The following is a 23,960-nucleotide window of genomic DNA, read 5'->3' as shown; positions in this document are numbered from 1 at the left end:
TGGGGGCCGACGACGCGGGACGGGATGGCGCACAGGTGGAGACGACCGACGAGCAGGTGACGGACGGCGCCGTCGGCGTGCGTCACCTGCTCGAGACGACCGACTGGGCCTCGACCCCGCTCGGGTCCCGCTCCGGCTGGGACCGCGAGCTCGAGGACACGGTCCGGTTCATGCTGGAGAGCCGGCAGCCGCTGGTGGCCTGGTGGGGCGCCGAGTCGGTCCTGCTCTACAACGACGCCTTCGTCCGGCACGCCGGCCTGCGGCACCCGTTCGCGTTCGGCCGTCCGCTGCGCGAGGGCTGGCCGGAGTTCTCCGAGCACCTCGCCGGCGAGCTCCCGGAGCTGCTCGGCGGTGGCCGGGACGGCATCGCCCGGTCCGCGGACAAGATCGTGCTCGGGCGCTGGGGCCGCCCGGAGGCGACCTGGTGGGACTTCTCGACGACCCCGGTCCGCGGGGCCGGCGGGCAGGTGCTCGGCCTGATCACGCTGCTCACCGAGGTCACCGGCAGCGTCGTCGGTGCCGCCCGGCTGACGGTGCTCGCCGCGCTCGGCGAGGCCGCGCGTGACGCCCCGACGCTGGACGTGGCCGTCGAGCGGCTGACCGAGGTGCTCGCCGACGCCCAGGAGCACCACGGCTGCGCGCTCATCGCGACCCTCGGTGCCGAGGCCCGCCGGCTGGCCGCGGTGAACGTCGACGACCCGCCGCCGGGCTGGCTGCCCGCGGACCGCAGCGCCGACGTCGGTTCCGACGTCGAGTTCGTGACGGTCGAGCCGTCGGCGGTGCACGGCGCCGAGCCGCCGGTCACCGACCTGGCCCGCGCCGTGCTGCACACGCCGGACGGCGCGACCGGGATCGCCGTCGTGATCGGGGTGCCGCCGCTGCTGCCGCTGGACGCCGCGCACCGCTCGTTCCTGCGGTTGGTCATCGGCAACATCGGCACGGTGCTCGCGACCGCGCTGGCCCGTGACCGGGAGCGTGACCGGCGCGCCGACATCACGACCGCCGAGCAGGCCCGCGTCGAGTACTACGCCGGGCTCGGGGACGAGTTCCGTGACCCGCTGACGCTGGTGCTCGGCCCGCTGGAGCGGCTGCGTGAGCACGAGGACGCGGCCGTCCGCTCCGAGGTGGCGCTCGCCCGGCGCAACGCCGAGCGGATGCTCAAGCTCGTCGACAGCCTGCTCGACGTCTCGGCACTGCAGTCCGGCCGGCACGAGGGCCTGTTCGCCCCGACCGAGCTCGGCACCACCACCGCGGAGATCGTCGCCGCGTTCGCGCCCGTCCTGGAGCAGGCGGGACTGTCGCTGACGTCGTCCACGCCCCGCGGCGGCCGTCCCGTCTGGGTGGACCGCGACGCCTGGGAGAAGATCGTCCTCAACCTGCTCAGCAACGCCGTCAAGTACACGATGGACGGCGGGGTCTCGGTCGAGCTCACCCAGGACGGCGAGCAGGTCGTCCTGCGGGTGTCGGACACCGGTGTCGGGATCCCGGACGACGAGATCGACACCGTCTTCGACCGCTTCCACCGGGCGGGGTCGCGTCGCGGGCGGACCCTCGAGGGCAGCGGGCTCGGGCTGCCGCTGATCCGGCAGCTGGTCCGGCTGCACCGCGGCAGCATCGCCGTCGCCGCAGGCCCCGACGGGGGCAGCACGTTCACCGTGCGGCTCCCGCTCGGCTTCGCCCACCTGCCGCAGGACCGGCTGGTCCGGTCCCGTACCGGGGCACGCTCCGCGCCGCAGCTCGCCGCGCCCTATGTGGCCGAGGCGTTGCGCTGGCTCCCCGACCCGCCCGACGAGGTCGACGTCGGGCCGACCGCGGACGCGGACCGGACGCGTGGCCGCGCTGTCGACGGCTCCGTCGTCGACGGGCTCGACCTCACCTGGTCCGACCGCGTCCTGGTCGTCGACGACGACCGCGAGATGCGCGGCTACCTGCGCGACCTGCTCTCCGAGCAGTGGCGGGTGCAGGCGGTCGCCGACGGCGCGGCCGCACTCGACGCCGCCCGCACCGATCCGCCCGATCTCGTCGTGGCCGACGCGGCACTCCCGGCGAGCGGTGGCATCGAGCTGCTGCGGGCCCTGCGCTCCGACCCGCGGACGGTCGGGGTGCCGGTGGTGCTGCTCTCCTCGCAGACGAGCGAGGAGGCCGCGGTCGAGGGGTTCGCGGCCGGTGCCGACGACTACCTGGTCCGCCCGTTCTCCGCCCGTGAGCTGCTCGCCCGGGTCACCAACCACCTGCAGCTGGGCCGGGTCCGGCGGGCCGCGGAGCTGCAGTTCCGCGCCATGGCGGACTCCACACCGGCGCTGATCTGGGTCGACGACCCCGGCGGGCACCGGCTGTTCGTCAACCGGGGCTGGGTGGACTTCACCGGTGTCGACGACCCGTCGCACGAGCTCGGGCTGGACTGGCGGCGCCGGATCCATCCCGACGACCGCGAGCGCTACCGCTCGGTGACCTCGGCCGCGAACCGCGCGCACGCCCCGTTCGAGGTCGAGTACCGCCTGCTGGACCGGACCGGCCGCCACCGTTGGGTGCTCGACCGCGGTGCCCCCGTGCAGGACGGCGAGCGGTCCGCGGGCTACGTCGGCGGCTGCCTCGACATCGACGTCCAGCACCGTGAGCAGCGGCGGCACCGGATCTACTCCGAGGTCGCCGAGTCACTGGAACGGGAGATCACCCGGACCGGCCGGACCGACCAGCTGGTGCGCGCCGTCGTCGACGACCGCCTGGCCGACATCGCGCTCGTGCACGACGCCGGCCCGGACGGGGCGGCCGGCACCCTCGCGGTCGCGGCGGGCCGGACCGCGCTCGAGCCGTCGCTGTGGCGGCTCGGCCCGCTGCTCCCCGTGGACGCCGAGGGCACCGGCCGGCCGGAGATCATCGACCAGGGCCGGCTCGACGAGGCGCTCCGCCACCTCCCGGCGACACAGCGCCGGGCCTGGGGACGGCTGCGGGCCCGGTCCGTGACGGTCGTGCCGCTGCCCGCCCGAGGCCGCACCAGCGCGGTGCTCACCGTCGTCCGCGCCGAGTCCGCCGAGCCCTACACGGCCGACGATCTCGACCTGCTCTCCGAGATCGGCCGCCGGGCCGGGCTCGCCGTGGACAACGCCCGCCTGCTGGAGCAGGAGCGGTCCACGGCGCAGCGGCTCGTGCTGCTGCACCGGGCGACCGCGAAGATGTCCGCGGCCGCCACCGCGGGCGAGGTCGCGGCGATCGCCGCCGACCACATCGTCGACCTGCTCGACGCCGACTTCGCCGGGGTGTGGGAGGTCCGCGGGCCGTGGCTGCACGCGCTCACCGGGCACGGCTGGGACCAGGACCTGTGGCAGCGGGCCGGCCGGATCGCCGTCGACGCCCCCATGGCGTTCGCCGAGGTGCTCACCGAGCGCCGGCCGATCTGGTTCGGGTCGGCGAAGGAGTGGGCGGAGCGCTTCCCGGCGCAGATCGGCGTCGCACCCGAGCACGCGCAGACGCTGGGCATCCTGCCGCTGGTCGCCGGCGGCCGGGCACTCGGCGTGCTCGCGGTGTCGATGCTGACCGAACGACGGCTGTCCGACGCGGACCGCGAGGCCGCGATCGCCGTCGCGGAGCTGGCCGCGCAGGCGCTCGACCGGGCGTCCATGCTGGACGCCGAGACCGAGGCCCGCCGGCTCGCGGAGCGGCTCGGCGCCGTCGCCACCGGCCTGGCGCAGGCGACCGACCTGGAGGCCGTGGCCGACGTCGTCGTCGAGCACGGGCGCAGCTCGATCGGGGCCGAGGCGGTCGCGGTGCTCCTCACCGACGAGCACGGCACGCTGACGCTGCTCAGCGAGGCCGGCTGGCCCGCGGACGGGCCACCGATGCACACGCCCGGCCGCACCCACCCGCTGAGCCGCGCGGTGGTCGGCGGGGAGCCGGTCTGGAACGCCCAGGACCTCTCCGAGACCCGTCGCTACCCCGTGAACACCGCGGTGCCGCTGATGGTCGCGGGCCGGCCGATCGGCGTGATCGGGCTGCGGTTCCCGAGCGAACCGTCGTTCAGCCCCGAGCAGCAGAGCTTCGTGCGCACCCTGGCCAACCAGTGCGCGCAGGCGATCATGCGGGCCCAGCTGCACCAGGCCGAGCACGAGGTCGCGGTGACGCTGCAGCGCAGCCTGCTGCCGCAGCGCCTCCCCGACATCGAGCGTCTGTCGCTGGCGACCCGCTACCGGCCGGGCACCCAGGGGACCGAGGCCGGCGGCGACTGGTTCGACGTGCTGGAGCTCGAGGGCGACGTCGTCGCACTGGTGGTGGGCGACGTCGTCGGGCGCGGCCCGGCCGCCGCGGCCGTGATGGGCCAGCTCCGCAGCGCGGTCGCCTCGAACCTGGTCAACGGCCAGCCGCCGGCCCGCGCGCTGGAGCAGCTCGACCTGTACGCGCTGCGGGTCCGCGGCGCGACGGCGAGCACCGTCGCGATCGCGACCATCGACACCGGCACCGGCGAGCTGCGCTACGCCAGCGCCGGGCACCCACCGCCGCTGGTCGCCGGGCAGGACGGGGTCCGCACCCTCTCCGAGGGACGTGGCGTGCCGCTGGGCATCTCGGGCCGGCCCCCGTTCGCCGAGGCGACCGCGCGGATGGAGCCGGGCGAGACCATCCTGCTCTGCTCCGACGGCCTGTTCGAGCGGCGCGACGAGGTCATCGACGACGGCCTGGCCCGGCTCTCCGGGGCGTTCGGCGAGCTCGCCGGTGCGCAACCGCGCGACATGGCCGACACCCTGCTCAACCGGATGTCCGAGGGCCTGTCGGTCCCGGACGACACGGTCGTCGTCGTCGCCCGGCTGATGCCGTCCCCGCTGCGGGTCACCGTGCGGGCGGACCCGAAGCAGCTGGCCCCGCTGCGCCGCGCCGTGGGCCGCTGGGCGACCGTCTGCGGGATGGGCCCGGACGCGGCCAGCGACCTGCAGCTGACCGTCGGCGAGGCCGTCACGAACTCGATCGAGCACGCGTACGGGGAGGCGGGCGACGAGGCCGGGGCCGGTGTCGGCCTGGAGCTCGCGCTCACCACGGACGGCGCGATCGCGGTCCGTGTGTCCGACGGCGGGAGGTGGCGCCCCCCGCCCGCCGATCCCGGGTACCGCGGGCGCGGCATCGCGCTCATCCGGGAGCTCGGCGAGGACGTGCGGATCGATCCGGGCGACGACGGCACCGTCGTGCGGTTCCGGCTGCCCGCGAACCCCGTCGAGATCGGCACGCCCGGCTCCGAGCCACCGGTGGAGTTCGTCGCGGGCGAGCCCGAGCCGGGCCGGGACCACACCGGCCAGGCCGGACCGTCACCGCAGGGCGACGGGGACGGCGTCCGGCCGCCCACGACGCGGTTGCGGGCCGCGCCGGACGCGTACGGGGTCCGGCTCACCGTCGTCGGCGACCTGGACCTCGACGGCGTCGCCGCCGTGCGTGCCCCGCTGATGGAGCACCTCGCCCGCCGGGTCCCGGTCACGCTGAACCTCGCGACGGGCACCTTCGTCAGCAGCGCCGGGATCGCCCTGCTCTCCGAGGCGGCACGGCGGATGCGCGCCGACGGGATCGCGATGACGCTCGTCGCCCCGGCGGGGAGCCAGGCACGACGGTCGCTGGTCCTGTCGGGGCTGGACACGGTGATCGGCATGTCGGACGACATCTGAGCCCTGACCGTTGTGACGGCGGACACGCAGGTCAGGGCGATGTTGTCCGGACACGGCGGGTGCCGTTCCCGGCGGCCGGACACGCGGTTGAACCCGGCTGTCACCGTGTGGTGACATCGTCGTCATGAGTCAGGCAGCGACCCTCGGTCCCCTGTGGGGTACCCGTCGCGCCGACCACTTCGATCAGGGCTGTCGCCCGAGCTGAGGACCCGATCCCGCTCGACCGACGTCTCTGGAGTACCACCGTGTCCGCACCCGTCCGTGCGTCCCGCCCTGCCCGCCCGTCCGCCTCGCGGACGGCGACCGTCCATGCCCGGCCCGTCGCGGCGCCGACCCCCTACGACCTGCAGGACCTGCAGGAGCTCACCCGCGAGATCGCGGCCGACGTGCGCGCCGGCCGGCACGGCGTCGTCGTCGACCCCGACCGGCGCTGGTACCGGTTGCTGCGCAGCGACGGCCTGGTCGACGTCTGGCTGATCAGCTGGGCCACCGAGCAGATCGCGGAGCTGCACGACCATGCCGGCTCGATCGGCGCGCTGACCGTCGTGTCCGGCACGCTGACCGAGCGCCGCTGGGGCGGTCCGGCCGGCCTCCGGACCCGGACGCTGCGGCACGGCCGCGGCGCCGCGTTCCCGCTGGGGCACGTGCACGACGTCGCCAACACCGCCGACGAGGCCGCCGTGAGCGTGCACGCCTACTCGCCGCCGCTGTCGGCGATGTCCTACTACGAGGTCGAGGACGTCCCTGCCACCGCGGGGCACCAGCGCCTGCGCCGCAGCCGCACCGAGCTCGTCCAGCCGGGACAGGGCGTCGGATGACCCGGACCGTCGGAGATCTCCTGGCCGCGGCGCGGGCCCGGCTCGACCGGCCGGACCCGGCCCGGGCCGCGGCGCTCGCCGAGGAGGGCGCGTACCTCGTCGACACCCGGCCGGGCTGGCAGCGGGTCGAGGAAGGCGCCGTCCCGGGGGCGCTCGTGATCGAGCGCAACCACCTGGAGTGGCGGCTCGACCCCACCTCGGACGCCCGGATCCCGGAGGCGACCGGGCACGACGTCCCGTGGATCCTGTTCTGCTCGGAGGGCTACAGCTCCAGCCTGGCCGCCGCCTCGCTGCAGGACCTCGGTCTCCACCGGGCGACCGACGTCGACGGCGGGTTCCGGGCCTGGGCGGCCGCGGGCCTGCCGACCGAACCCGGTCAGGACGGTCCGTCCGACGCGACCCGCCCGCCGCTCCACCGCGCGTCGAGATAACCGGCGACCAGCGCCGTCAGCTCCTCGACGAGCAGGTCGCGACCGAACGCGGGACGCTCCAGGACGAACCCGGTCGTCAGGTGCTCGACCGTCCGGACCACCGTCCACGCCGACGCGCGGGCGATGTCCGGGTCCGTCTCGCCGCGGGTGAGCAGCACCGTCGCGACGAGATCGTCGATCCGGCCGGCGAACGCGGCCCGCCGCCCGGGCCTGCCCGACGACCCGGGTGCGCGCGGGAGCTGCTCGACGATCACCCGCAGCAGGTCGGGCTGCTCGGAGAAGGCGTCGAGCAGGGCGTCGAGGGTGGCGCGGACGACCGGCCCGGTGCCGCGGCCCGGGTCCGCCGCACCGCCCGGCCCCGGGGTGCTGCCGCTGAGCCCGTCCAGGAACGCGCGCGAGACGCGAGCCTCCATCCCGTCGAGGTACTGGTCGAGCACCTCGGCGAGCACCGCGTCCTTGTCGGGGAAGTACTGGTAGAGCGAGCCCGGCGAGATCCCCGCGGCCTCGGCGATCCGGTTCGTGGAGGCGCCGTCGTAGCCGCGCGCGACCAGGACCTCGCGGCCCGCCTCCACGATCCGCTCCACCATCCGCCGGGACCGCTCCTGCCGCGGCTCCCTCCGGCGCCCTGCGCGACCGCTCACACCCGGCTCCCGAACGCGCGTTGAACGCGAGCTCCGACTCGTGTCAGCATCGGCCTATGGTGGCAGAGATCCCCGAGGCGAGCGCGCCCGCACCGATCGGGCCGCGCCGTTTCCGCAGTTCACCGGCCCGCGCGGCGCGGATCGCCCGGCCGCTCGCCCTCGTCGCCGGAGTACGCGAGCCGGACGTCGCACTCGTCGACGAGATCGGCCGGCGGATGCTGACCCGCGACGAGACGGGCGCCGCCCTGGCCCGGGCGATGGGGCGCGGCCGGGAGGACCCGGAGCGGGTGACGATGCGGGCGTTCCACCGTGCGCTCGCCGACGGCGCGGCCCCCGCGGACGGACCGGCCGCGCTGCGCGAGTTCTTCGCGGCCGTCACCCCGGAACCGGGGTGGCTGGACCGGGACCTGCTCGAACGGGGCGCGCGGGCGTACCGGCGGCTCGGCCGCAGCCGCGACGACGTGCTGCTGGGCCTGTCGCTGATCGGCGGCTACCGCTACGGCGGTCCGACCGAGCTGCTGGTGCGGACCGGCGGGCTGACCGGCGACGGTGCGATGCGACGGCTGGCGGAGACGCAGGCGTGGTCCTTCGCCGTGAGCGCACCCGGCGGCATGCGGCCCGGCGGCGACGGCTGGCGGGCGACCCTGCACGTGCGCGCGATGCACGCGCTCGTCGCCGACCGCTTCGAACGCGGCGACCGCTACGACGTCGCCACCCACGGCCTGCCGATCAACCAGTCGGACTCGGCGGCGACCCTCGGCCTCTTCAACAGCACCGCGATCCTCGGCTGCCGGCTGCTCGGCCGCCACGTCTCCGGTACCGAGAGCCGCGCGATCATGCACCTCTGGCGCTACGTCGGCTGGCTGATGGGCGTCGACGAGGACTGGCTGTTCGACGACGAGCGCGCCCAGAACGTGTTCAACCACCACGTGCTGCTCGCCCAGGGCGACGTCACCCCCAACGGTGCGGCGCTCGCCGTCGCCCTGGTCGACGGCCTCCGCTCGGAGCGGACCGGCGGCCCGCTGGACCGGCTCCGCGGCTCCTGGGAACGACGCCGGCTCCTCAGCCTCCTGCGGGGCTTCCTGCGCGCGGAGGGCATGCGGGACCTGGACCTCCCGGTCACGGCACCGTGGGCAGTCCCGGCCCAGGCGGTGCGCAACCTGGTCGAGGTCGGTGTGGTGGCCCGGACCCGGCGCGGACGGCGGTGGCTGGAGTCCCGCTCCGACCGCCGGATCGAGGCCGATCTCGCGCGCCGGTTCGGCCGGGACCGCCCGGGGCCGCGGGACCTCGCCGTCTGAGCGGCCTGCTCGCGGGATGCGGGCCCGGGCAGCACGCATGCGTCGGCGGCGTGCGGTGGTCGGAGTGCGATGGCCGGAGTGCGTGGGCGGTGTGTCCGGGCGGCGGGCTCGAGCTGCCGCGCTCGAGCCGCCGCGACGGGCGACCGGGTTCTGTGGAACCGCTTCCTCAGGCAGCGATTCCGTTGTGGGTGATGTCGGAAGAGGGGGCGGGTCCGGCGCGCCGGGGCATGTGTGTTCTGCAGAATCGCTGCCTGGGGAAGCGAACTCAGAGAACCCGCTCCCGGTTGCGGTGGACGACACCCCCGGTCGCCGTGGCGTCGTGAGTGCTACGGCGGGCGCCCGTCCGTGCTGACGGCGCCGCGCTGCGCCGCGGCGCGGCTCAGGTGAAGGCGCTGATCCCCGTCACGTCCCGGCCCACGATCAGGGTCTGCATCGTCTCGGTGCCCTCGAAGGTGTGGACGGCCTCGATGTCGGCCCAGTGCCGCACGACGTGGTGTTCGAGCAGGATCCCGTTGCCGCCGAGCAGGTCGCGGGCCTCGGAGAGGATCGACCGGGCGGTACGGGTGTTGTGCATCTTCGCCAGCCCGGCGACCGTCGGCGACAGCTTCCCGGCCTCGGCCAGGCGGGCGGTCTGCATGCAGTAGAGCTGCATGCCGGTGAGGTCGGCGAGCATCCGGACGAGCCGCTGCTGCACGATCTGGAAGCTCGCCAGGGGCTTGCCGAACTGGTGGCGTTCGGTCGCGTAGCGGAGCGCGGCGTCGTAGCCGGCCGTGGCGTGCCCCAGCGCCATCCAGGCGCAGGTGGACCGGGTCGTGGCCAGCACCGCCGCGCAGTCGGCGAAGGTGCGCGCGTGCGCGAGCCGGGCGTCGTCCGGGACGCGGACACCGTCCAGCGTGATGTCGGCCTGCCACAGGGCGCGCAGTGACACCTTCCCCGGGATCACGGTCGCCGTGTAGCCCTCCGCCGGGGTCTCGACGACGAACCCGAGCACGTCGCCGGAGCCGGTGTCCCGCGCCCAGACGATCACCAGGTCGGCGACGCTGCCGTTGCCGATCCAGCGCTTGGTCCCGTTCAGGATCCAGTGGTCGCCGTCGCGGGTCGCGGTGGTCTCCAGCGCGACCGAGTCCGAGCCGTGGTCCGGCTCGGTCAGCGCGAACGCGCCGGTCCGCTCCAGCGTGGACATCGACGGCAGCCAGCGCTGCTTCTGCTCCTCCGAGCCGCACATGTCGACGGCCTTCATCGCGAGTCCCGCGTGGACACCGAGGAACGTGCCCAGCGAGCCGTCGCCACGGTGCAGCTCCATGTGGACAAGGCCCAGCGCGAGCGGGCTCATCGCCGCCGCGCCGTGACCGGTGATGTCCTCGCCCACGATGCCGAGCTCGGGGAGCCTGCGGAACAGGTTCCAGGGCAGCTCCGCCCGCTCCCAGTAGCCGTTGATCTCGTCGAGCACCTCGGTGTCGACGAACCGGCGCACGTCGGTGAACCGCTGCCACTGCTCGTCGGTGAACTGGTCGCGCACCGAGAAGAAGTCGGTGCCCAGCGCCTCGCCGAGCTCGGTGTACGGGGTGGTCGATGCGGTCATCGGGGCGGCTCCCTCGCCGTCGGTGGAGCCCGAATCGTCACATCTCCACCCACCTCCGGCGAGGCGTCAGGCCCTCACCAGGCAGAACGGGTGCCCGACCGGGTCGAGGAACACCCGGAAGCTCTCCGGCGCGGGCTGCACGTCGTGCTTGCGGGCTCCGATCGCGAGCACGGCCGCCTCGCCGGCGTCGAGATCCGGGACGTCGAAGTCGAGGTGCACGCGCTGCGGATCGTCCTGACCGGGCCACCGCGGCGGACGGTAGGCCCCGTCGGAGATCTTCTGGAACGCCAGCGTCGCGCCGGCGCCACCGGGATCGAGCTCGACCCAGTCGTCGTGTGTCTGCCCGGCCACCGGCCAGCCGGTGATCCGTGCGTAGAACCGTGCGAGCTCCAGCGGGTCCGGGCAGTCGATCGCGGCGAGGGAGAACCTGGCGATGGGGGCGTCGGTGCTCATGCGGGCAGTGTGCCCGCGCCCCCCGACATTCTCCGTGCGCCGCGTTCAGGACGGCGGGGGCAGTTCGTCGATCGCCCGCTCGACCCGCTGCACCGACACCGGGTGCCGGGTCCGCATCGGGTGCGCGTAGAGCGAGACCCGCAGCTCCTCGATCATCCAGCCGATCTCGCGCAGCGCCGGTGACGGCTCGGTGTGCTCGGGCAGCCCGGCGAGCAGCCCGTGGTACTCGGCCTCGACCGGCGCCATCTCCGCGGTCCAGCGGGCGTCGCGTCCGGGGTCGGCGTGCAGCTTGTCCAGCCGCACCTCGCAGGCCTGCAGGTACCGCTTCACGTCACCGAGCCGGGTCGCGCCGGCCGCGGTCACGAACCCCGGGGCCACCAGCCGGTCCGTGATCGCGCGGACGTCGGCGGCGCCGTCGCGGGTCGCGGGTCCGCGCAGGTCGGTGAGCTTCGCGCCGGTGGCGTGCCAGGCCTCGAGGACGCCGCGTACGGCGTCGAGGACCTGCAGGGTGGTCGCGGGCAGCCGCATCCGCAGCAGCTCGGCGAGCCGGGTGAACTGTGCCTCGTCGAACGGGTCGCCGCCGCCCCGGCCGACGAGATGGTCGGCGGCGGCGGTCGTGCAGTCGTCGAGCAGCGCGTCCAGCGAGCCGTGCGGGTTGCGCGACAGCGCCAGCCGGGCCCGGTTGTCGAGCCCGCGCTGCACCTGCTTGCCGGGGTTCGGCGTGCCGAGCAGGAGCAGCCGTCGTGCCCCGCGGTGGTGGGCGGGATCGCGCTCGGGGGCCGTGGCGAAGACGTGCACGTCGGCCGACCGCCCGCGGTCGCGTAGTCCGGGATACCCGGTCACGACGTGGGCCCCGCGCCGGATCGGCAGCTCACGGGGGAGCTCGCCGATCGTCCACGACGTCAGCCCGGTCTCCTCGATGCCACTGCCCGCGGCGGCCAGCTCCTCGCGCACCTTCGGCGCCAGCTCGCGGCGCAGGCGTTCGAGGTCGGTGTCGCGGGCGATCTCGGCACCGGCCTCGTCGAGCACCCGGAAGGTGACCGTCAGGTGCTCGGGCAGCCGCTCCAGCTCCCAGTCCTCGCGCCGGATCTCGACGTTGCGCATCCGGCCGAGCTCGCGCTCCAGCCCGTCGAGCAGCGGGCGGTCGGTCTCGCCCGCCAGGCGTCGCAGCGCCGCCCGCGCGTGGTCGGGCGCGGGGGAGAAGTTGCGGCGCAGGTTCCGCGGCAGCGTCCTGATCAGCGCCGTGACCAGCTCCTCGCGGAGACCGGGGACCTGCCAGGTGAAGGGCGTCGGGTCCACCTGGTGCAGCGCCGCGACCGGGACGTCGACGGTGACGCCGTCGGTGTGGTGGCCGGGTTCGAACGCGTACGACAGCGGGAGCGTGAGCCCGCCGGCGTCGAGGTGGTCGGGGTAGTGGCCGCGGTCCACCTGGCTCGCGGCCTCGGTGGCCAGCAGTTCCTCGGTGTAGTCGAGCAGACCGGGGGACTCCCGTGACGCCGCCTTCCACCATCGGTCGAAGTGCTTGCCGGAGACGACGTCGGCCGGGACCCGCGCGTCGTAGAACGCGAACAGGGTGTCCTCGTCGACGACGAGGTCGCGGCGGCGGGCACGGTGCTCGAGCTCCTCGGCGTCGTCGAGCAGCTCGCGGTTCGCGTGGAAGAACGGGTGCCGGGTCTCCCAGTCGCCCTCGACGAGCGCGTGCCGCAGGAACAGGTCGCGGCTCACCTCGGGGTCGATCCGGCCGTAGGCGACGGTCCGGTCGGCGACCAGCGGCAACCCGTGCAGGGTCACCCGCTCGGTCGCGACGGCCGATCCGCGGTTCCGTGACCAGCGGGGTTCAGAATACGTCCGTTTGACGAGATGTTCGGCGAGCGGCTCGATCCAGTCCGGCTGGACGGGGGCGACCGTGCGCGCCCACAGTCTCGTCGTCTCGACGAGTTCGGCGGCCATCACCCAGCGCGGCGGCTTCTTCGCCAACCCCGACCCGGGCCAGATCGCGAACTTCGCGCCGCGGGCGCCGAGGTAGTCCTTCGGGCCCTTCCGCTCCTTCTTCGGGTCGCCCTTGCCCTTCTTCTCCGCGAGCGGGTCCTGCATGCCGACCTGGGACAGCAGCCCCGCGAGGACGGACCGGTGGATGCGGTCGGCGTGCGCCGCCCACTCGGGGTCCCGCTCGTTCAGGTCCATCCCGGCGGACCGTGCGGCCTGCCGCAGCTGGCCGTGCAGGTCCCACCACTCACGGACCCGCAGGTAGTGCAGGAAGTCCTCGCGCAGCTCACGGCGGAACCGGTTCCCGGACAGGGCGTCGCGGCGCTCGTCGAGGTGGTCCCAGAGCCGCAGGAAGGCGAGGAAGTCCGAGCCGTCGACGCCGAAGCGCCGGTGCTTCTCGTCCGCCGCCTGGCGCTGCTCGGTGGGGCGCTCCCGGGGATCCTGCACCGACAGCGCCGCGGCGATCACCAGCACCTCGCGCAGGCAGCCGTTGCGGTGCGCCTCGACGAGCATCCGGCCCAGCCGCGGGTCCACGGGGAGCCGGGACAGGGACTGCCCGACGGCCGTCAGCGAGCGGCGGTCCGGGCGGAGCGCGCCGAGCTCGTGGAGCAGGTCGAGCCCGTCGGCGACGGCGCGCCGGTCCGGCGGCTCGACGAACGGGAACTCCGAGATCTCGCCCAGGTCCAGCGCGATCATCTGCAGCACGACCGACGCCAGGTTGGTCCGCAGGATCTCCGGGTCGGTGAACTCGGGGCGGGCGTCGAAGTCGTCCTCGGCGTAGAGCCGGATCGCGATGCCGTCACTGGTTCGGCCGCAGCGGCCGGACCGCTGGTTCGCCGACGCCTGGGAGATCTTCTCGATCGGCAGGCGCTGCACCTTCAGCCGGCGCGAGTAGCGCGAGATGCGTGCGGTGCCGGTGTCGACGACGTACCGGACACCCGGCACCGTCAGCGACGTCTCCGCCACGTTGGTCGCCAGCACCACCCGGTTGCCGGTGTGGCTCTGCCAGACCCGCTGCTGCTCGGCCGTCGAGAGCCGGGCGTAGAGGGGCAGGATCTCCGTGTTCCGCAGGTTCCGGCGTTCCAGGGCGTCGGCCGCCTCGCGGATCTCCCGCTCGCCGGGCAGGAAGACCAGCACGTCGCCGGGGCCCTCGCGCTGCAGCTCGACGACGGCGTCGCCGATAGCGTCGTCCAGCTCACGATCCGGGTCGGCGTCCGGGTCGTCGGGATCGACGACCGGCCGGTACCGCACCTCGACCGGGAACGTGCGCCCCGAGACCTCGACGATCGGCGCCGGATCGTCGGCCTCGCCGAAGTGCCGGGCGAACCGCTCCGGGTCGATCGTCGCCGAGGTGATGATCACCTTGAGGTCGGGACGGCGGGGGAGCAGGCGGGTCAGGTACCCGAGGATGAAGTCGATGTTGAGGCTGCGTTCGTGGGCCTCGTCGATGATCAGCGTGTCGTACTGGTGGAGGTCCTTGTCGCCGGCCAGCTCGGCCAGCAGGATCCCGTCGGTCATCAGCTTCACCAGGGTCGAGTCGCCGACCTGGTCGGTGAAGCGGACCTTCCAGCCGACCGCCCCGCCGAGCTCGACGCCCAGCTCCTCGGCGATCCGCGCCGCGACCGTGCGCGCCGCGAGCCGTCGCGGCTGGGTGTGGCCGATCATCCCGTGCACACCGCGGCCGAGCTCCAGGCAGATCTTCGGCAGCTGGGTGGTCTTCCCGGAGCCGGTCTCCCCGGCGACGATGACGACCTGGTTGTCCCGGATCGCGTCGGCGATCTCCTCGCGGCGCGCGGAGACCGGCAGCGTCGCGGGGTAGGAGACGCGCGGCAGCGCCGCCCGGCGGCGGGCGACCCGGTTGCCGGCCTTCTGCACGGCGTCTGCGACGCGCTGCTGGGCACGGCCGTCGCGCGCGCGGTCCAGGCGGCTCCCGAAGCGCTCGGCCTCGGCCGGACCAAGCTCCGTGATGCGCTCGCGCAGGGCTGCGAGCTCGATGTCGTCGAGCGGGGGGAGCGGCGGCTCGTTCCGGCCGCCGTTCCCGGCCGGGTCCGGGCCGTCGCGGTCGGGGCCGCGACGGCCGGGCTGGTCGGGGCCGGGCGCCGTGACGGCAGCGCTCCGGCCCCGCGGCCCGCGGCGGCGCGGTCGGCGCTGCTGCCCGCGGGCCGGGCGGCCGCGCGCGGCGCCCTCCGTCCCGGGGGCGGCCTGCGCTGCGGCCTGGTCTGGTGTGGTGGTCTGCTGATCGATGTCGTGCTGCCGTTCACCGGCCGGACGCCGGGGCCCGCGGCGGGATCGCCGCGGACGGGAGGTCGTGCCGGCCCCGAGGTCGGGTCGGTCGCTCTCGGGTCGGTCGCTCGAGGACGGGGCGGGATCGGTGGACATCGTCCGTTCAGTGTGCCTGGTGGTTCGCTGTGTCGCGGACGCCGACCATGGTGATCGGGCTCGCACGCACCGGCAATCGGATTTCGGGAGCGGTCGGAAAGGGTGTCCGAACCGGGCGCCGGTCGCCTCGCGGCGAGTGGCACACCGCGGCTCCAGCCGGACGGTATTCCACGGCGGCGGTTATCCATTGCGGCCCGGGGACTCGTGTCGCCCGGCTCGGACAGTCGTTCCAACGGGCGGGCCGGGCGGATCATTCCCGGGGGCCGGAGAATTTCCCGCCGCCCCGTCCGAGGGGCGGACGGGGCGTCGTCACGAGGCGGGACGGCCGGGGAGCTGCCGTCCCGCCCGGGCCGGGTCGGAGCACCCGGACGATGCTGCGCGACGGCGGTCACCGCCCGGACAACCTCACCTCAACGGCGGCTCAACGCGGGGGAGTGCGACGACGGCCGTCGTGCCGGCGTCGACCACCGAGCTGATCGTCAGCGTGCCGCCCATCGCCTCGACCAGCCCCCTGGCCAGCGGCAGGCCCAGCCCGATGCCCTGGTCGGCGGGGCCGTGCTCGGCGAGGTCCAGCCGGTCGAACGCGACGAAGATCCGGCCGGTGACGTGCTCGGGGATGCCGCGCCCGGAGTCGCGGACGACCAGCCGGACGCCGGCACCGCCGCCGTCGATCCCGACGGTCACCCAGCCGTCGGGGCGGTTGTAGCGGATGCCGTTGCCGACCAGGTTGATCAGCACCTGGCGCAGCCGGCGCGGGTCGGCCAGGACGTCCGCCGCGCCGCCCGGTACGTGGTGCAGCGTCACGCCCCGCTCGCCCGCCACCGGCCCGAGGAGGTCGAGCACCTCGTCGGTGAGGGCGGCCGCGTCGACCCGCTCGGGATGGACCGGCAGCGCACCGGCCTCGACGCGGGCGACGTCGAGCACCTCGTCGACGAGGGACAGGATGTGCGACGTCGCGCCGGCGATCCGGTCCAGCGCGCCGGCCCGCCGGTCGGCGGGCAGGTCGAGGGTGCCGAGCAGCTCGGCGAACCCGCTGATCGCCTGGAGCGGGGTGCGCAGCTCGTGCCCGAGGGCCGCGACGAACCGTGACTTGGCCCGGCTGGCCGACTCGGCCGCGGCCCGCGCGACCTCGGCCTCGTGACGGGCCTGCCGCTCGCGCAGTGCCGCGCGGCGCTGCGTCAGGTCCAGCACGGCCACCGACAGCTGGACGACGCCGCCGTCCGGCCCGTGGACCGGCGAGGACGTGACCGCCAGCTCCAGCTCCGCACCGCCGGCGTGACTGGCCCGGGCCTCACCGGCGGCACCCGCGCAGGGGACCAGGACCTCGTCGACCCGTTCCCCGGTGATGTCGCGGCCCAGCAGCTCGGTCAGGGCCCGGTTGGCGTCGGTGATCCGGCCGTGCGGGTCCGCCAGCGCCATCCCCGTCGCGTTGTCGGCGAACGCCCGCCGGAACCGTTCCTCGCTCTCGGCGAGCGCGCCGAAGAGGCCCGCATGCTCGATCGCCACCGACGCGAGGTGGGTCAGCCGGTCGACCAGGCGCTCCTCACGGGCCGAGGGGCGGTGCCGGTGGTCGTGGTAGACGGCGAACGTCCCGAGCACACCCTGGCGCCCCCGGATCGGCGACGACCAGCACGACCGCAGCCCGTGCGGGGTCGCGAGCGCGCGGTACTCGCGCCAGCGCGGGTCGGTCCCGATGTCCTCGGCGACGACCGGCCGGTCCAGGTACGCGGCCGCACCGCAGGACCCGGCGTCGGCGCCGATGGGCAGGCCGTCGATCCGGGACGAGTACGCGTGCGGCAGCGACGGCGCCGCCCCGTGGTGCAGGGTCGACCGGGCCGGGTCGAGCAGCAGGACCGAGCAGCGGGCCCCGGGGACGAGATCCTCCAGCACGGCGGTGATCCCGGCCAGCACGTCGGACAGCGGGGTGCCCTCGGCGATCCGTTCGAGCAGCTCGGTCTGACGGCTGAGCAGCGCGAGCGTGTCGTCGTGGTCCAGCCCGGGGCGGGCGTGCGTCCTCGCGCTCATCCGGGCTCCAGCCGGTAGCCGACACCGCGGACGGTGCGCAGGAACCGGGTGCCCCCGGGGAGCTTCTGACGCAGCCGGTGGACGTGCTCGGTCACGGTCGCCTCGCTCCGCCAGTCCGGCGCGCCCTCCCACACCTGCTCCAGCAGCTGGACCCGGCTGAACACCTGGCGCGGGTGCCGGGCGAGGAACGCGAGCAGGTCGAACTCGCGGGCGGTCAGCTCGACCGGGGCACCGTCGACGGTGACCTCGCGGGAGGCGTCGTCGACGCGCAGACCGCGGACGGGCCCGTCGCCGGGGTCGGGTCGCGGGGGCGCCGATCGGCGGAGCACCGAGCGGACCCGGGCCACGAGCTCGCTGGGGGAGAACGGTTTGACCAGGTAGTCGTCCGCGCCGAGGTCGAGCCCGACGATCCGGTCGGTCTCGCCGCTGCGTCCGGACAGCACGATCACCGGCATCGCCGCGCCCCCGGTCACGGACTCGTCGCCGCGGACCCGGCGCAGCACGTCCAGACCGCCGACGCCGGGCAGGGACAGATCCAGGACGACGAGATCGGGCCGCTCCCGGCCGATCCGGTCCAGCGCGGCGGCACCGTCGGCCGCGGCGGCGACGGCGAACCCGTCCGCCTCCAGCTGCCAGGTGACCAGGGTGCGGACGCGCTCGTCGTCGTCCACCACCAGCACCGTCGTCATCCCCCGATCGTGGCGCCGACGGTGTGACGTGCGCAACTACCGGTGCGGCTCCGGGAGCTCCGCGAGCACCCCGTCCGTCCACGGGGTCCAGGCCTCGGCCGCCCACGGCCCGAAGTCCCGGTCGGTCAGGACGACGGCGGCGGCGCGCACGTCGGGATCCACCCACAGGAAGGTCCCGGACTGTCCGAAGTGGCCGAACGTCCGCGGCGACGAGTGCTCGCCGGTCCAGTGCGGGGACTTGCCGTCGCGGATCTCGAAGCCCAGGCCCCAGTCGTTCGGGCGCTGCCGGCCGTAGCCGGGCAGCAGGCCGTCTAGACCCGGGTAGGCGACGGTCGTCGCCTCGGCGACCGTGCGCGGGTCGAGGAGCTTCGGGGCCTGCAGCTCGGCCGCGAACAGCGACAGGTCCGCGGCGGTCGAGACGGCGCCCGCGCCCGGCGCGCCCTCCAGGCGGGTCCGCGTCATCCCGAGCGGCTCGCAGACGGCCTGGTGGAGGTAGTCGGCGAAGCCGATGCCGGTGGCCCCGGCGATCGCGTCGCCCAGTACCGCGAACCCGGTGTTGGAGTAGATCCGGCGCTCGCCGGGGGCGGCCTTGACCTCGTCGGTGTCGAAGGCCAGGCCGGACGTGTGCGCGATCAGGTGCCGGACGGTGGCGCCCTCGGGGCCCGCGGCGTCGTCCCAGTCGACGGCGCCCTCCTCGACCGCGACCAGTGCGGCGTACGCCGACAGCAGTTTGGTCACCGAGGCGAGGCCGAACTCGCGGCCGGTGTCGCCGGCGTCGGCGAGCACCGCGCCGTCGGCACCGACGACGGCGGCGGCGACGTGGTCGACCGGCCAGTCCAGGACCCGGCGCACCGCCGGGGCGAGCCCGGTCACGGTGCGGGGAGCGGTCGGGTGCGCATGCACCCATCCTGGCAGCCGGTCGCGCGGCGCCGTCAGGAGTCGCCGTAGACCGGGACGAGCGCGCCGCTGACCGGGGCGGCGTCCGGCCCGGCGAGGAACGCGATCACCCGGGCGATCGCGGCGGGGACGACGGCGCGGTCCACGGCGTCGGCGTCCATCCACTCGCGGTTGGCGGGGGTGTCCACGACCGACGGGAGCACCGCGTTGACCCGGATCCGCTGCCCCCGCAGCTCGTCGGCGAGCAGCTCGACGGTCCGGTGCACCGCGGCCTTGCTCGCGCCGTGCACGAGCTGTGCGGGACCGGAGGTCCCGGTCCGGGCGCCCACCGCGACGATCGAGCCGCCGCCCGCCGCGGCGATCCGCGGGGCGGCGGCCTGGGCCGCCCAGACCAGCGTGCCGAGGTTGGTGTCGAACAGGCCGTGCAGGGTGTCCGGGTCGAGGTCGGCGAGCCCTCCGTGCGAGTAGCCGCCGGCGACGGCGACCAGCGTCCCGACCGTGAGACCGCGTCCGTCGATCTCGGCGAAGGCCCGCCCGACGTCGCCGCGGTCGGTCAGCTCGACCGGGATCCGGTGCGGGGCGTCGAGCGCGTCCAGCGCCGGGCCGAGCCGGTCGAGAGCGACGACCGGCTGCCCGGCCCGCTGGAACTCGGCGACGACGGCGCGGCCCAGCGCGCCCGCGGCCCCGGTGACGACGACGGCGTGGCTCATCCCGGCATCGTCGCACCTCGGCGGCCCACCGGGGCGTCGCACACGGTGGCGGGAACCGGTCCGGGACCCCAGGATCAGGGCATGCGAGCGGATGCGACGGCGCGGCACCGCCGACCGGGGCCGCGACCGGTGGTCCGGACAGCGCCACCGGCAGCGCCGCGCACGGGAGGCCCCGCGTGACCGGCCGGGTCGTCGTCGGGACGTCCGGCTGGCGTTACCCGCCGTGGCGCGGCACCTTCTACCCGCCCGGGCTGGTGCAGCGACGTGAGCTCGAGTACCTCTCCCGGCAGGTCACCTCGATCGAGATCAACGGGTCGTTCTACGCGCTGCAGCGCCCGGAGAGCTACCGGTCGTGGGCCGCCGAGGTCCCCGACGGCTTCGTGTTCTCGGTGAAGGGTCCGCGGTTCGTCACGCACATGAAGCAGCTCCGCGACGCCGCGGTCCCGGTCGCGAACTTCCTGGCGTCCGGGGTGCTCGGACTGGGCGCAGCGCTCGGCCCGGTGTTGTGGCAGCTCCCGCCGCGGATGCGGTTCGACGCCGACCGTGTCGCCGGGTTCCTCGCGCTGCTGCCTCGCGCCACGGCCGCGGCGGCGCGGTTCGCGACCGGGCACGACGAGCGCGTCGAGGGACGCGCGCTCACCGCGACCGACGCCGACCGCCCGCTGCGGCACGCGATCGAACCGCGGCACGAGTCGTTCCGGGACCCGGCCTTCCTCGACCTGCTGCGCGAGCACGGCGTCGCGCTGGTGCAGTCCGACTCGGCCGGGACCTGGCCGGTGTTCGACGAGGTGACCTCGGACCTGGTCTACGTCCGGCTGCACGGGCAGGGCGAGCTCTACTCCGGCGGCTACACGGCGGAGGCCCTGGACTCCTGGGCGCGGCGGATCCGGGACTGGACCGCGCGGGGACTCGACGTCGTCTGCTACTTCGACAACGACATGAAGGTGCACGCCCCGACCGACGCGCTCGCCCTGCTCGACCGGCTGCGGTGACCCCGACGGCTCCCGTGACGACGTCCGGTGGTGCACCGGCACTGCCGGACGGCGGGGACGTGCAGCCCGATCGGGTGAAGGACGGGGGTTCCGGTCCTCAGTACTGATGAGACCGCCGCGTCACGTGACACGGCAGCGGGGGACCGATCGACAGGGGTCACGTGACCACCTCGCAGAACTCCTCCGGCGCCCCGGCCCCGTCCGACCCGCCGCAGCCGTCCGGCCGCCACGCCGACCGTGACTCCGCCTCCCGCCCCCACGCCACCCCGCACCCGGCGGCCCAGTACGACCCGGCCCGCCACGGGGATGTGCAGTACGGGGCCACCCCGCAGGGGTACGGCCAGGCGCAGTACCGGTACGGCACGGCTCCGCAGGGGCCGGCTCCGCAGTACGGGGCCCCGCAGGGGTACGGCCCGGCCGGTCCGGGCCACCCCGCGCCCGGCTACGGCCCCGCGGGACCGCACACCGGCCACGACCCCCGGTACGGCGCTCCGGGCCCGTACCCGGCCGGGCCGCAGCCGATCTACGACGGCCACCCCGGCATCCCGTTCGGCGGCGCGCCGTTCGGCACCCGGTCCCCGGCCTCGCCGCCGGCCGGCCTGCCCGCCGTCCCCGCCGACGCCGGTGCGGCCCCGTGGCCGACCGCCGCGCAGCGGGCCACCGGTGCCGCGGCCGCTCCGGCCGTCCCGGCCCAGCGCGGCGCCACCGGCCTCCAGCCGGTCGCGATGCCGCGCAACGGGTTCGGCACCACCGCGCTGGTACTGGGCATCATCGGTGTGCTGACCGCGATGATCCCGATCGTCGGTGTCGTCGCCTGGCCGATGGTGATCCTCGGACTGATCTTCGGTGTGCTCGGGATCGTGCGAGCGGGCAAGGGGATCGCCACCAACCGCGGCGTCGCGATCTCGGGGACGGTGCTCTCGGCGCTCGGGCTGCTCCTGTGCATCCTCTGGGTCGCGGCCTTCGGGTCGGCGGTCGACTCGGCCTCCTCCGGGGCAGTGCCGTCGGCGGCCTCGGTCCCGGCCGCGGGCAGCGACGCCGGCGCGGCGTCCGCCGCGTTCCCGGGCGCGACCGCGAACGACGTCGTCGGCAACGGTGGGGACACCCTGACCGTCGGTGACATGCAGATCTCTGCGACAGCGCTGGAGCCGGGCGACTCGACGCTCGGGCAGACGCTCTGCTCGACCGTGACCTACACGAACACGGGCAGCTCGACGGGCTCGTTCAACGGCGGGTTCGACTGGCAGCTGCAGGACCCGAACGGAGCGGCGCTGATGAGCTCGCTCCTCGGCTCCGACCAGATCCTCTCGGCAGGCCAGCTCGCCCCCGGCGGCACCACCAGTGGCACCGTCTGCTTCGACCGTCCTTCCGGCTCGGCAGGGCAGTACGTGATGCTCTACAACCCGATGTCGTTCTCGTCCGAGCGCGGCGCCTGGCTGAACCAGGTCGGCTGACCCGCACCCCGACGCGCGCCGGGCCGCGCTCGGTGGTCACGCACGACGCTCGGCCCGGAGCACGACGAGGCCCTCCCGCGGACGCGCGGGAGGGCCTCCGCGCGTCAGCGGCTCGCCGCCCGCTTGTACTGCCTGCCCGCCAGCGGCCCGAACACCGCGACGACGGCGACCGACCAGATCAGCGTGTAGAGCACCGGGTTCTGCAGGGGCCAGGCCTGCGAGGCCGTCATCGTCGAGGCGACCGCGTCGGTGTTGCCGAACAGCTCCCGTGCCGCCTGGGTGACCGCGGAGACCGGGTTCCACTCGGCGAACACCCGCAGCGGCCCGGGCAGCGTGTCCAGCGGGACGAAGGTGTTCGCCAGGAACGTCAGCGGGAAGATCACCACGAACGACGCGTTGTTCACGACCTCCGGGCTGGGGACCAGCAGGCCGACCCAGGCCATCACCCAGGAGAACGCGTAGGCGAACACCAGCAGCACCAGGAACCCGGCGAGCGCCTCGAGGAACGAGGTGTGGATCCGCCACCCGACCAGCAGCCCGGTCAGCGACATCACCACCAGCACGATCACGTTGTTCACGACGTCGGACAGCGTGCGGCCGGTCAGTACCGCCGACGGCGTCATCGGCAGCGAGCGGAACCGCTCGATGATCCCCTTCTTCACGTCCTCCGCGAGCCCCGCGCCGGTGTTGGTCGCCCCGAAGATCACGGTCTGGGCGAAGATCCCGGCCATCAGGAACTCCCGGTACCCGGCACCCCCGCCGGTCGGGTCGATGGCGCCGCCGAACACGTAGGCGAACAGCAGCACGAACATGATCGGCGAGAGCGTCGTGAAGACCAGCAGGTCCGGCACACGCTTGATCTTGATGAGGTTCCGCTTGGCGACGACCGACGCGTCCGCCAGCATCGTGGCCGCCGCGTTCACGACGTCACCTCCGCGCGCTCGGTGTCCTCGTCGACCTCGGCCGACGGACGGCCGGTCAGGGTCAGGAACACGTCGTCGAGGGTCGGGCGGCGCAGTCCGGCGTCGTCGACCTTCGTCCCGGCCTCGCGCAGCCGGTCGAGCGCGTCGCGCAGCACGTCGACGCCTCCGGTGACGGGCATCGTCAGCGACCGCCGGTGCCGGTCGAGCACCGCCTCACCGACCCCGAGCGGGGCCAGCAGCCGGGCCGCGGGCTCCAGGTCGGCCTCCACACTCGTCGTCACCTCCAGGCGTTCGCCGCCCACCTGGGCCTTGAGCTGGTCCGCGGTGCCGCGGGCGATCACCTTCCCGTGGTCGATCACGACGATCTCGTCCGCCAGCGCGTCGGCCTCCTCCAGGTACTGGGTGGTGAGCAGCAGCGTCGTGCCCCGGGCGACCAGCCCGCGGATCACGTCCCACAGGTCGTTGCGGCTGCGCGGGTCCAGGCCGGTGGTCGGCTCGTCGAGCAGCAGCACCGGCGGGTCGGCCACGAGCGCCCCGGCCAGGTCGAGCCGGCGCCGCATACCGCCGGAGTAGGTGCGGGCGGGCCGGTCCGCGGCGTCGGTGAGGCCGAAGTCGGAGAGCAGCTCCCGCGCACGCTCCCGGGCCCGGCGACGGCCCAGGTGGTAGAGCCGCCCGACCATCTCCAGGTTCTCGAAGCCGGTCAGGTACTCGTCGACCGCGGCGTACTGGCCGGAGAGCCCGATCCGGCGCCGCACCCCGGCGGGATCGGCCCGGACGTCGGCGCCGGCGACCGTCGCCTCGCCCCCGTCCGGCTGGAGCAGCGTGGTCAGCACCCTGACCACGGTGGTCTTGCCGGCCCCGTTCGGGCCGAGCAACCCCAGGACGGTGCCCTCGGGAACGGACAGGTCGACCCCGTCGAGCGCTCGTACGGCGCCGTAGTGTTTGACCAGCCCGGTGGCGCGGATCGCGTCGGCCATCGTGGAGATTCCCCTCGACAATCCCGGCCCGCCGCGACGGCGGGCCGACGGGCGTCAGACTGCCTC

The 23,960-nt window shown here is 74.8% G+C and carries 16 protein-coding genes; 6 read left to right on the top strand and 10 right to left on the bottom strand.

All coding sequences use genetic code 11. From position 1 onward, the window contains the following. The first annotated feature begins 35 nt into the window (after nt 1-35). The 3 genes from PP1_RS14205 to PP1_RS14195 all read left to right on the top strand — a co-directional run bounded on the left by PP1_RS14205 (nt 36) and on the right by PP1_RS14195 (nt 6,888). Nucleotides 36-5,639, top strand: a complete 5,604-nt coding sequence (locus tag PP1_RS14205; RefSeq protein WP_010241335.1) for a SpoIIE family protein phosphatase — start codon at nt 36-38, stop codon at nt 5,637-5,639. Nucleotides 5,640-5,884: 245 nt separating this feature from the next. Continuing rightward, nucleotides 5,885-6,457 (top strand): cysteine dioxygenase, encoded by a 573-nt coding sequence (locus PP1_RS14200; protein ID WP_010241334.1) that lies wholly within the window; start codon nt 5,885-5,887, stop codon nt 6,455-6,457. Then, nucleotides 6,454-6,888: a rhodanese-like domain-containing protein gene (locus tag PP1_RS14195; RefSeq protein WP_010241333.1), complete on the top strand. Its 435-nt coding sequence runs from the start codon at nt 6,454-6,456 to the stop codon at nt 6,886-6,888. The genes PP1_RS14200 and PP1_RS14195 overlap by 4 nt, the downstream gene beginning before the upstream one ends. Here the strand turns inward: PP1_RS14195 and PP1_RS14190 are convergent. Further along, nucleotides 6,834-7,529 (bottom strand): TetR/AcrR family transcriptional regulator, encoded by a 696-nt coding sequence (locus tag PP1_RS14190; protein ID WP_202796459.1) that lies wholly within the window; start codon nt 7,527-7,529, stop codon nt 6,834-6,836. The genes PP1_RS14195 and PP1_RS14190 overlap by 55 nt on opposite strands. Before the next feature lie 56 nt (nt 7,530-7,585). Between PP1_RS14190 and PP1_RS14185 the strand changes: the two genes are divergently transcribed. After that, nucleotides 7,586-8,827, top strand: coding sequence for an oxygenase MpaB family protein (locus tag PP1_RS14185; protein WP_010241331.1), 1,242 nt, complete (start codon nt 7,586-7,588; stop codon nt 8,825-8,827). A 379-nt stretch (nt 8,828-9,206) separates the two neighbouring features. On the opposite strand, the gene PP1_RS14180 is transcribed toward PP1_RS14185, so the two are convergent. From PP1_RS14180 to PP1_RS14150, 7 genes are all read right to left on the bottom strand, one after another. After that, complete coding sequence (locus tag PP1_RS14180; protein ID WP_010241330.1) at nt 9,207-10,409, bottom strand: acyl-CoA dehydrogenase family protein; 1,203 nt, start codon at nt 10,407-10,409, stop codon at nt 9,207-9,209. Nucleotides 10,410-10,475: 66 nt separating this feature from the next. Further along, nucleotides 10,476-10,862, bottom strand: coding sequence for a VOC family protein (locus tag PP1_RS14175; protein ID WP_010241329.1), 387 nt, complete (start codon nt 10,860-10,862; stop codon nt 10,476-10,478). A gap of 45 nt (nt 10,863-10,907) precedes the next feature. Next, a complete protein-coding gene (gene hrpA / locus PP1_RS14170; protein ID WP_083697007.1) occupies nt 10,908-15,227 on the bottom strand; it encodes an ATP-dependent RNA helicase HrpA in 4,320 nt (1,439 codons plus the stop codon). Between the two features lie 405 nt (nt 15,228-15,632). Further along, nucleotides 15,633-17,252, bottom strand: a complete 1,620-nt coding sequence (locus PP1_RS14165; protein ID WP_010234272.1) for a GAF domain-containing sensor histidine kinase — start codon at nt 17,250-17,252, stop codon at nt 15,633-15,635. Next, complete coding sequence (locus tag PP1_RS14160) at nt 17,249-17,941, bottom strand: response regulator transcription factor (protein WP_010234270.1); 693 nt, start codon at nt 17,939-17,941, stop codon at nt 17,249-17,251. The genes PP1_RS14165 and PP1_RS14160 overlap by 4 nt, the downstream gene beginning before the upstream one ends. A gap of 36 nt (nt 17,942-17,977) precedes the next feature. Beyond that, complete coding sequence (locus PP1_RS14155; RefSeq protein ID WP_202796415.1) at nt 17,978-18,793, bottom strand: serine hydrolase domain-containing protein; 816 nt, start codon at nt 18,791-18,793, stop codon at nt 17,978-17,980. Between the two features lie 80 nt (nt 18,794-18,873). Continuing rightward, complete coding sequence (locus tag PP1_RS14150) at nt 18,874-19,548, bottom strand: SDR family NAD(P)-dependent oxidoreductase (RefSeq protein ID WP_010234266.1); 675 nt, start codon at nt 19,546-19,548, stop codon at nt 18,874-18,876. 176 nt (nt 19,549-19,724) lie between these two features. Here PP1_RS14150 and PP1_RS14145 point away from each other — a divergent pair, with 176 nt between their 5' ends. Together PP1_RS14145 and PP1_RS14140 are read left to right on the top strand one after the other, a co-directional pair. After that, nucleotides 19,725-20,540, top strand: coding sequence for a DUF72 domain-containing protein (locus PP1_RS14145; protein WP_010234264.1), 816 nt, complete (start codon nt 19,725-19,727; stop codon nt 20,538-20,540). A 161-nt stretch (nt 20,541-20,701) separates the two neighbouring features. Next, on the top strand, nt 20,702-21,994 hold the full coding sequence (locus PP1_RS14140) for a DUF4352 domain-containing protein (RefSeq protein ID WP_075313934.1): 1,293 nt from the start codon (nt 20,702-20,704) through the stop codon (nt 21,992-21,994). A 104-nt stretch (nt 21,995-22,098) separates the two neighbouring features. On the opposite strand, the gene PP1_RS14135 is transcribed toward PP1_RS14140, so the two are convergent. Continuing rightward, nucleotides 22,099-22,917, bottom strand: a complete 819-nt coding sequence (locus PP1_RS14135) for an ABC transporter permease (protein WP_010236750.1) — start codon at nt 22,915-22,917, stop codon at nt 22,099-22,101. Next, the gene (locus PP1_RS14130) at nt 22,914-23,894 is read right to left on the bottom strand and encodes a daunorubicin resistance protein DrrA family ABC transporter ATP-binding protein (RefSeq protein ID WP_010236748.1); all 981 of its coding nucleotides are present in this window, start codon (nt 23,892-23,894) and stop codon (nt 22,914-22,916) included. Before PP1_RS14130 ends, PP1_RS14135 begins: the two co-directional genes overlap by 4 nt. Nucleotides 23,895-23,960: the final 66 nt, after the last annotated feature.

Origin of the sequence: Pseudonocardia sp. P1 (genome assembly GCF_000178675.2) — a bacterium.
Lineage (GTDB): Bacteria > Actinomycetota > Actinomycetes > Mycobacteriales > Pseudonocardiaceae > Pseudonocardia.
Note: the sequence above shows the minus strand (reverse complement) of the source record. Positions and strands in the feature narration are given on the sequence as shown.

Excerpts from the sequence above, each read along its gene's own strand:
- PP1_RS14185 (WP_010241331.1), top strand. The coding sequence starts at position 7,586 with ATGGTGGCAGAGATCCCCGAGGCGAGCGCGCCCGCACCGATCGGGCCG.
- PP1_RS14150 (WP_010234266.1), bottom strand. The coding sequence starts at position 19,548 with ATGAGCCACGCCGTCGTCGTCACCGGGGCCGCGGGCGCGCTGGGCCGC.
- PP1_RS14180 (WP_010241330.1), bottom strand. The coding sequence starts at position 10,409 with ATGACCGCATCGACCACCCCGTACACCGAGCTCGGCGAGGCGCTGGGC.
- PP1_RS14175 (WP_010241329.1), bottom strand. The coding sequence starts at position 10,862 with ATGAGCACCGACGCCCCCATCGCCAGGTTCTCCCTCGCCGCGATCGAC.
- hrpA (WP_083697007.1), bottom strand. The coding sequence starts at position 15,227 with ATGTCCACCGATCCCGCCCCGTCCTCGAGCGACCGACCCGAGAGCGAC.
- PP1_RS14195 (WP_010241333.1), top strand. The coding sequence starts at position 6,454 with ATGACCCGGACCGTCGGAGATCTCCTGGCCGCGGCGCGGGCCCGGCTC.
- PP1_RS14165 (WP_010234272.1), bottom strand. The coding sequence starts at position 17,252 with ATGAGCGCGAGGACGCACGCCCGCCCCGGGCTGGACCACGACGACACG.
- PP1_RS14160 (WP_010234270.1), bottom strand. The coding sequence starts at position 17,941 with ATGACGACGGTGCTGGTGGTGGACGACGACGAGCGCGTCCGCACCCTG.
- PP1_RS14130 (WP_010236748.1), bottom strand. The coding sequence starts at position 23,894 with ATGGCCGACGCGATCCGCGCCACCGGGCTGGTCAAACACTACGGCGCC.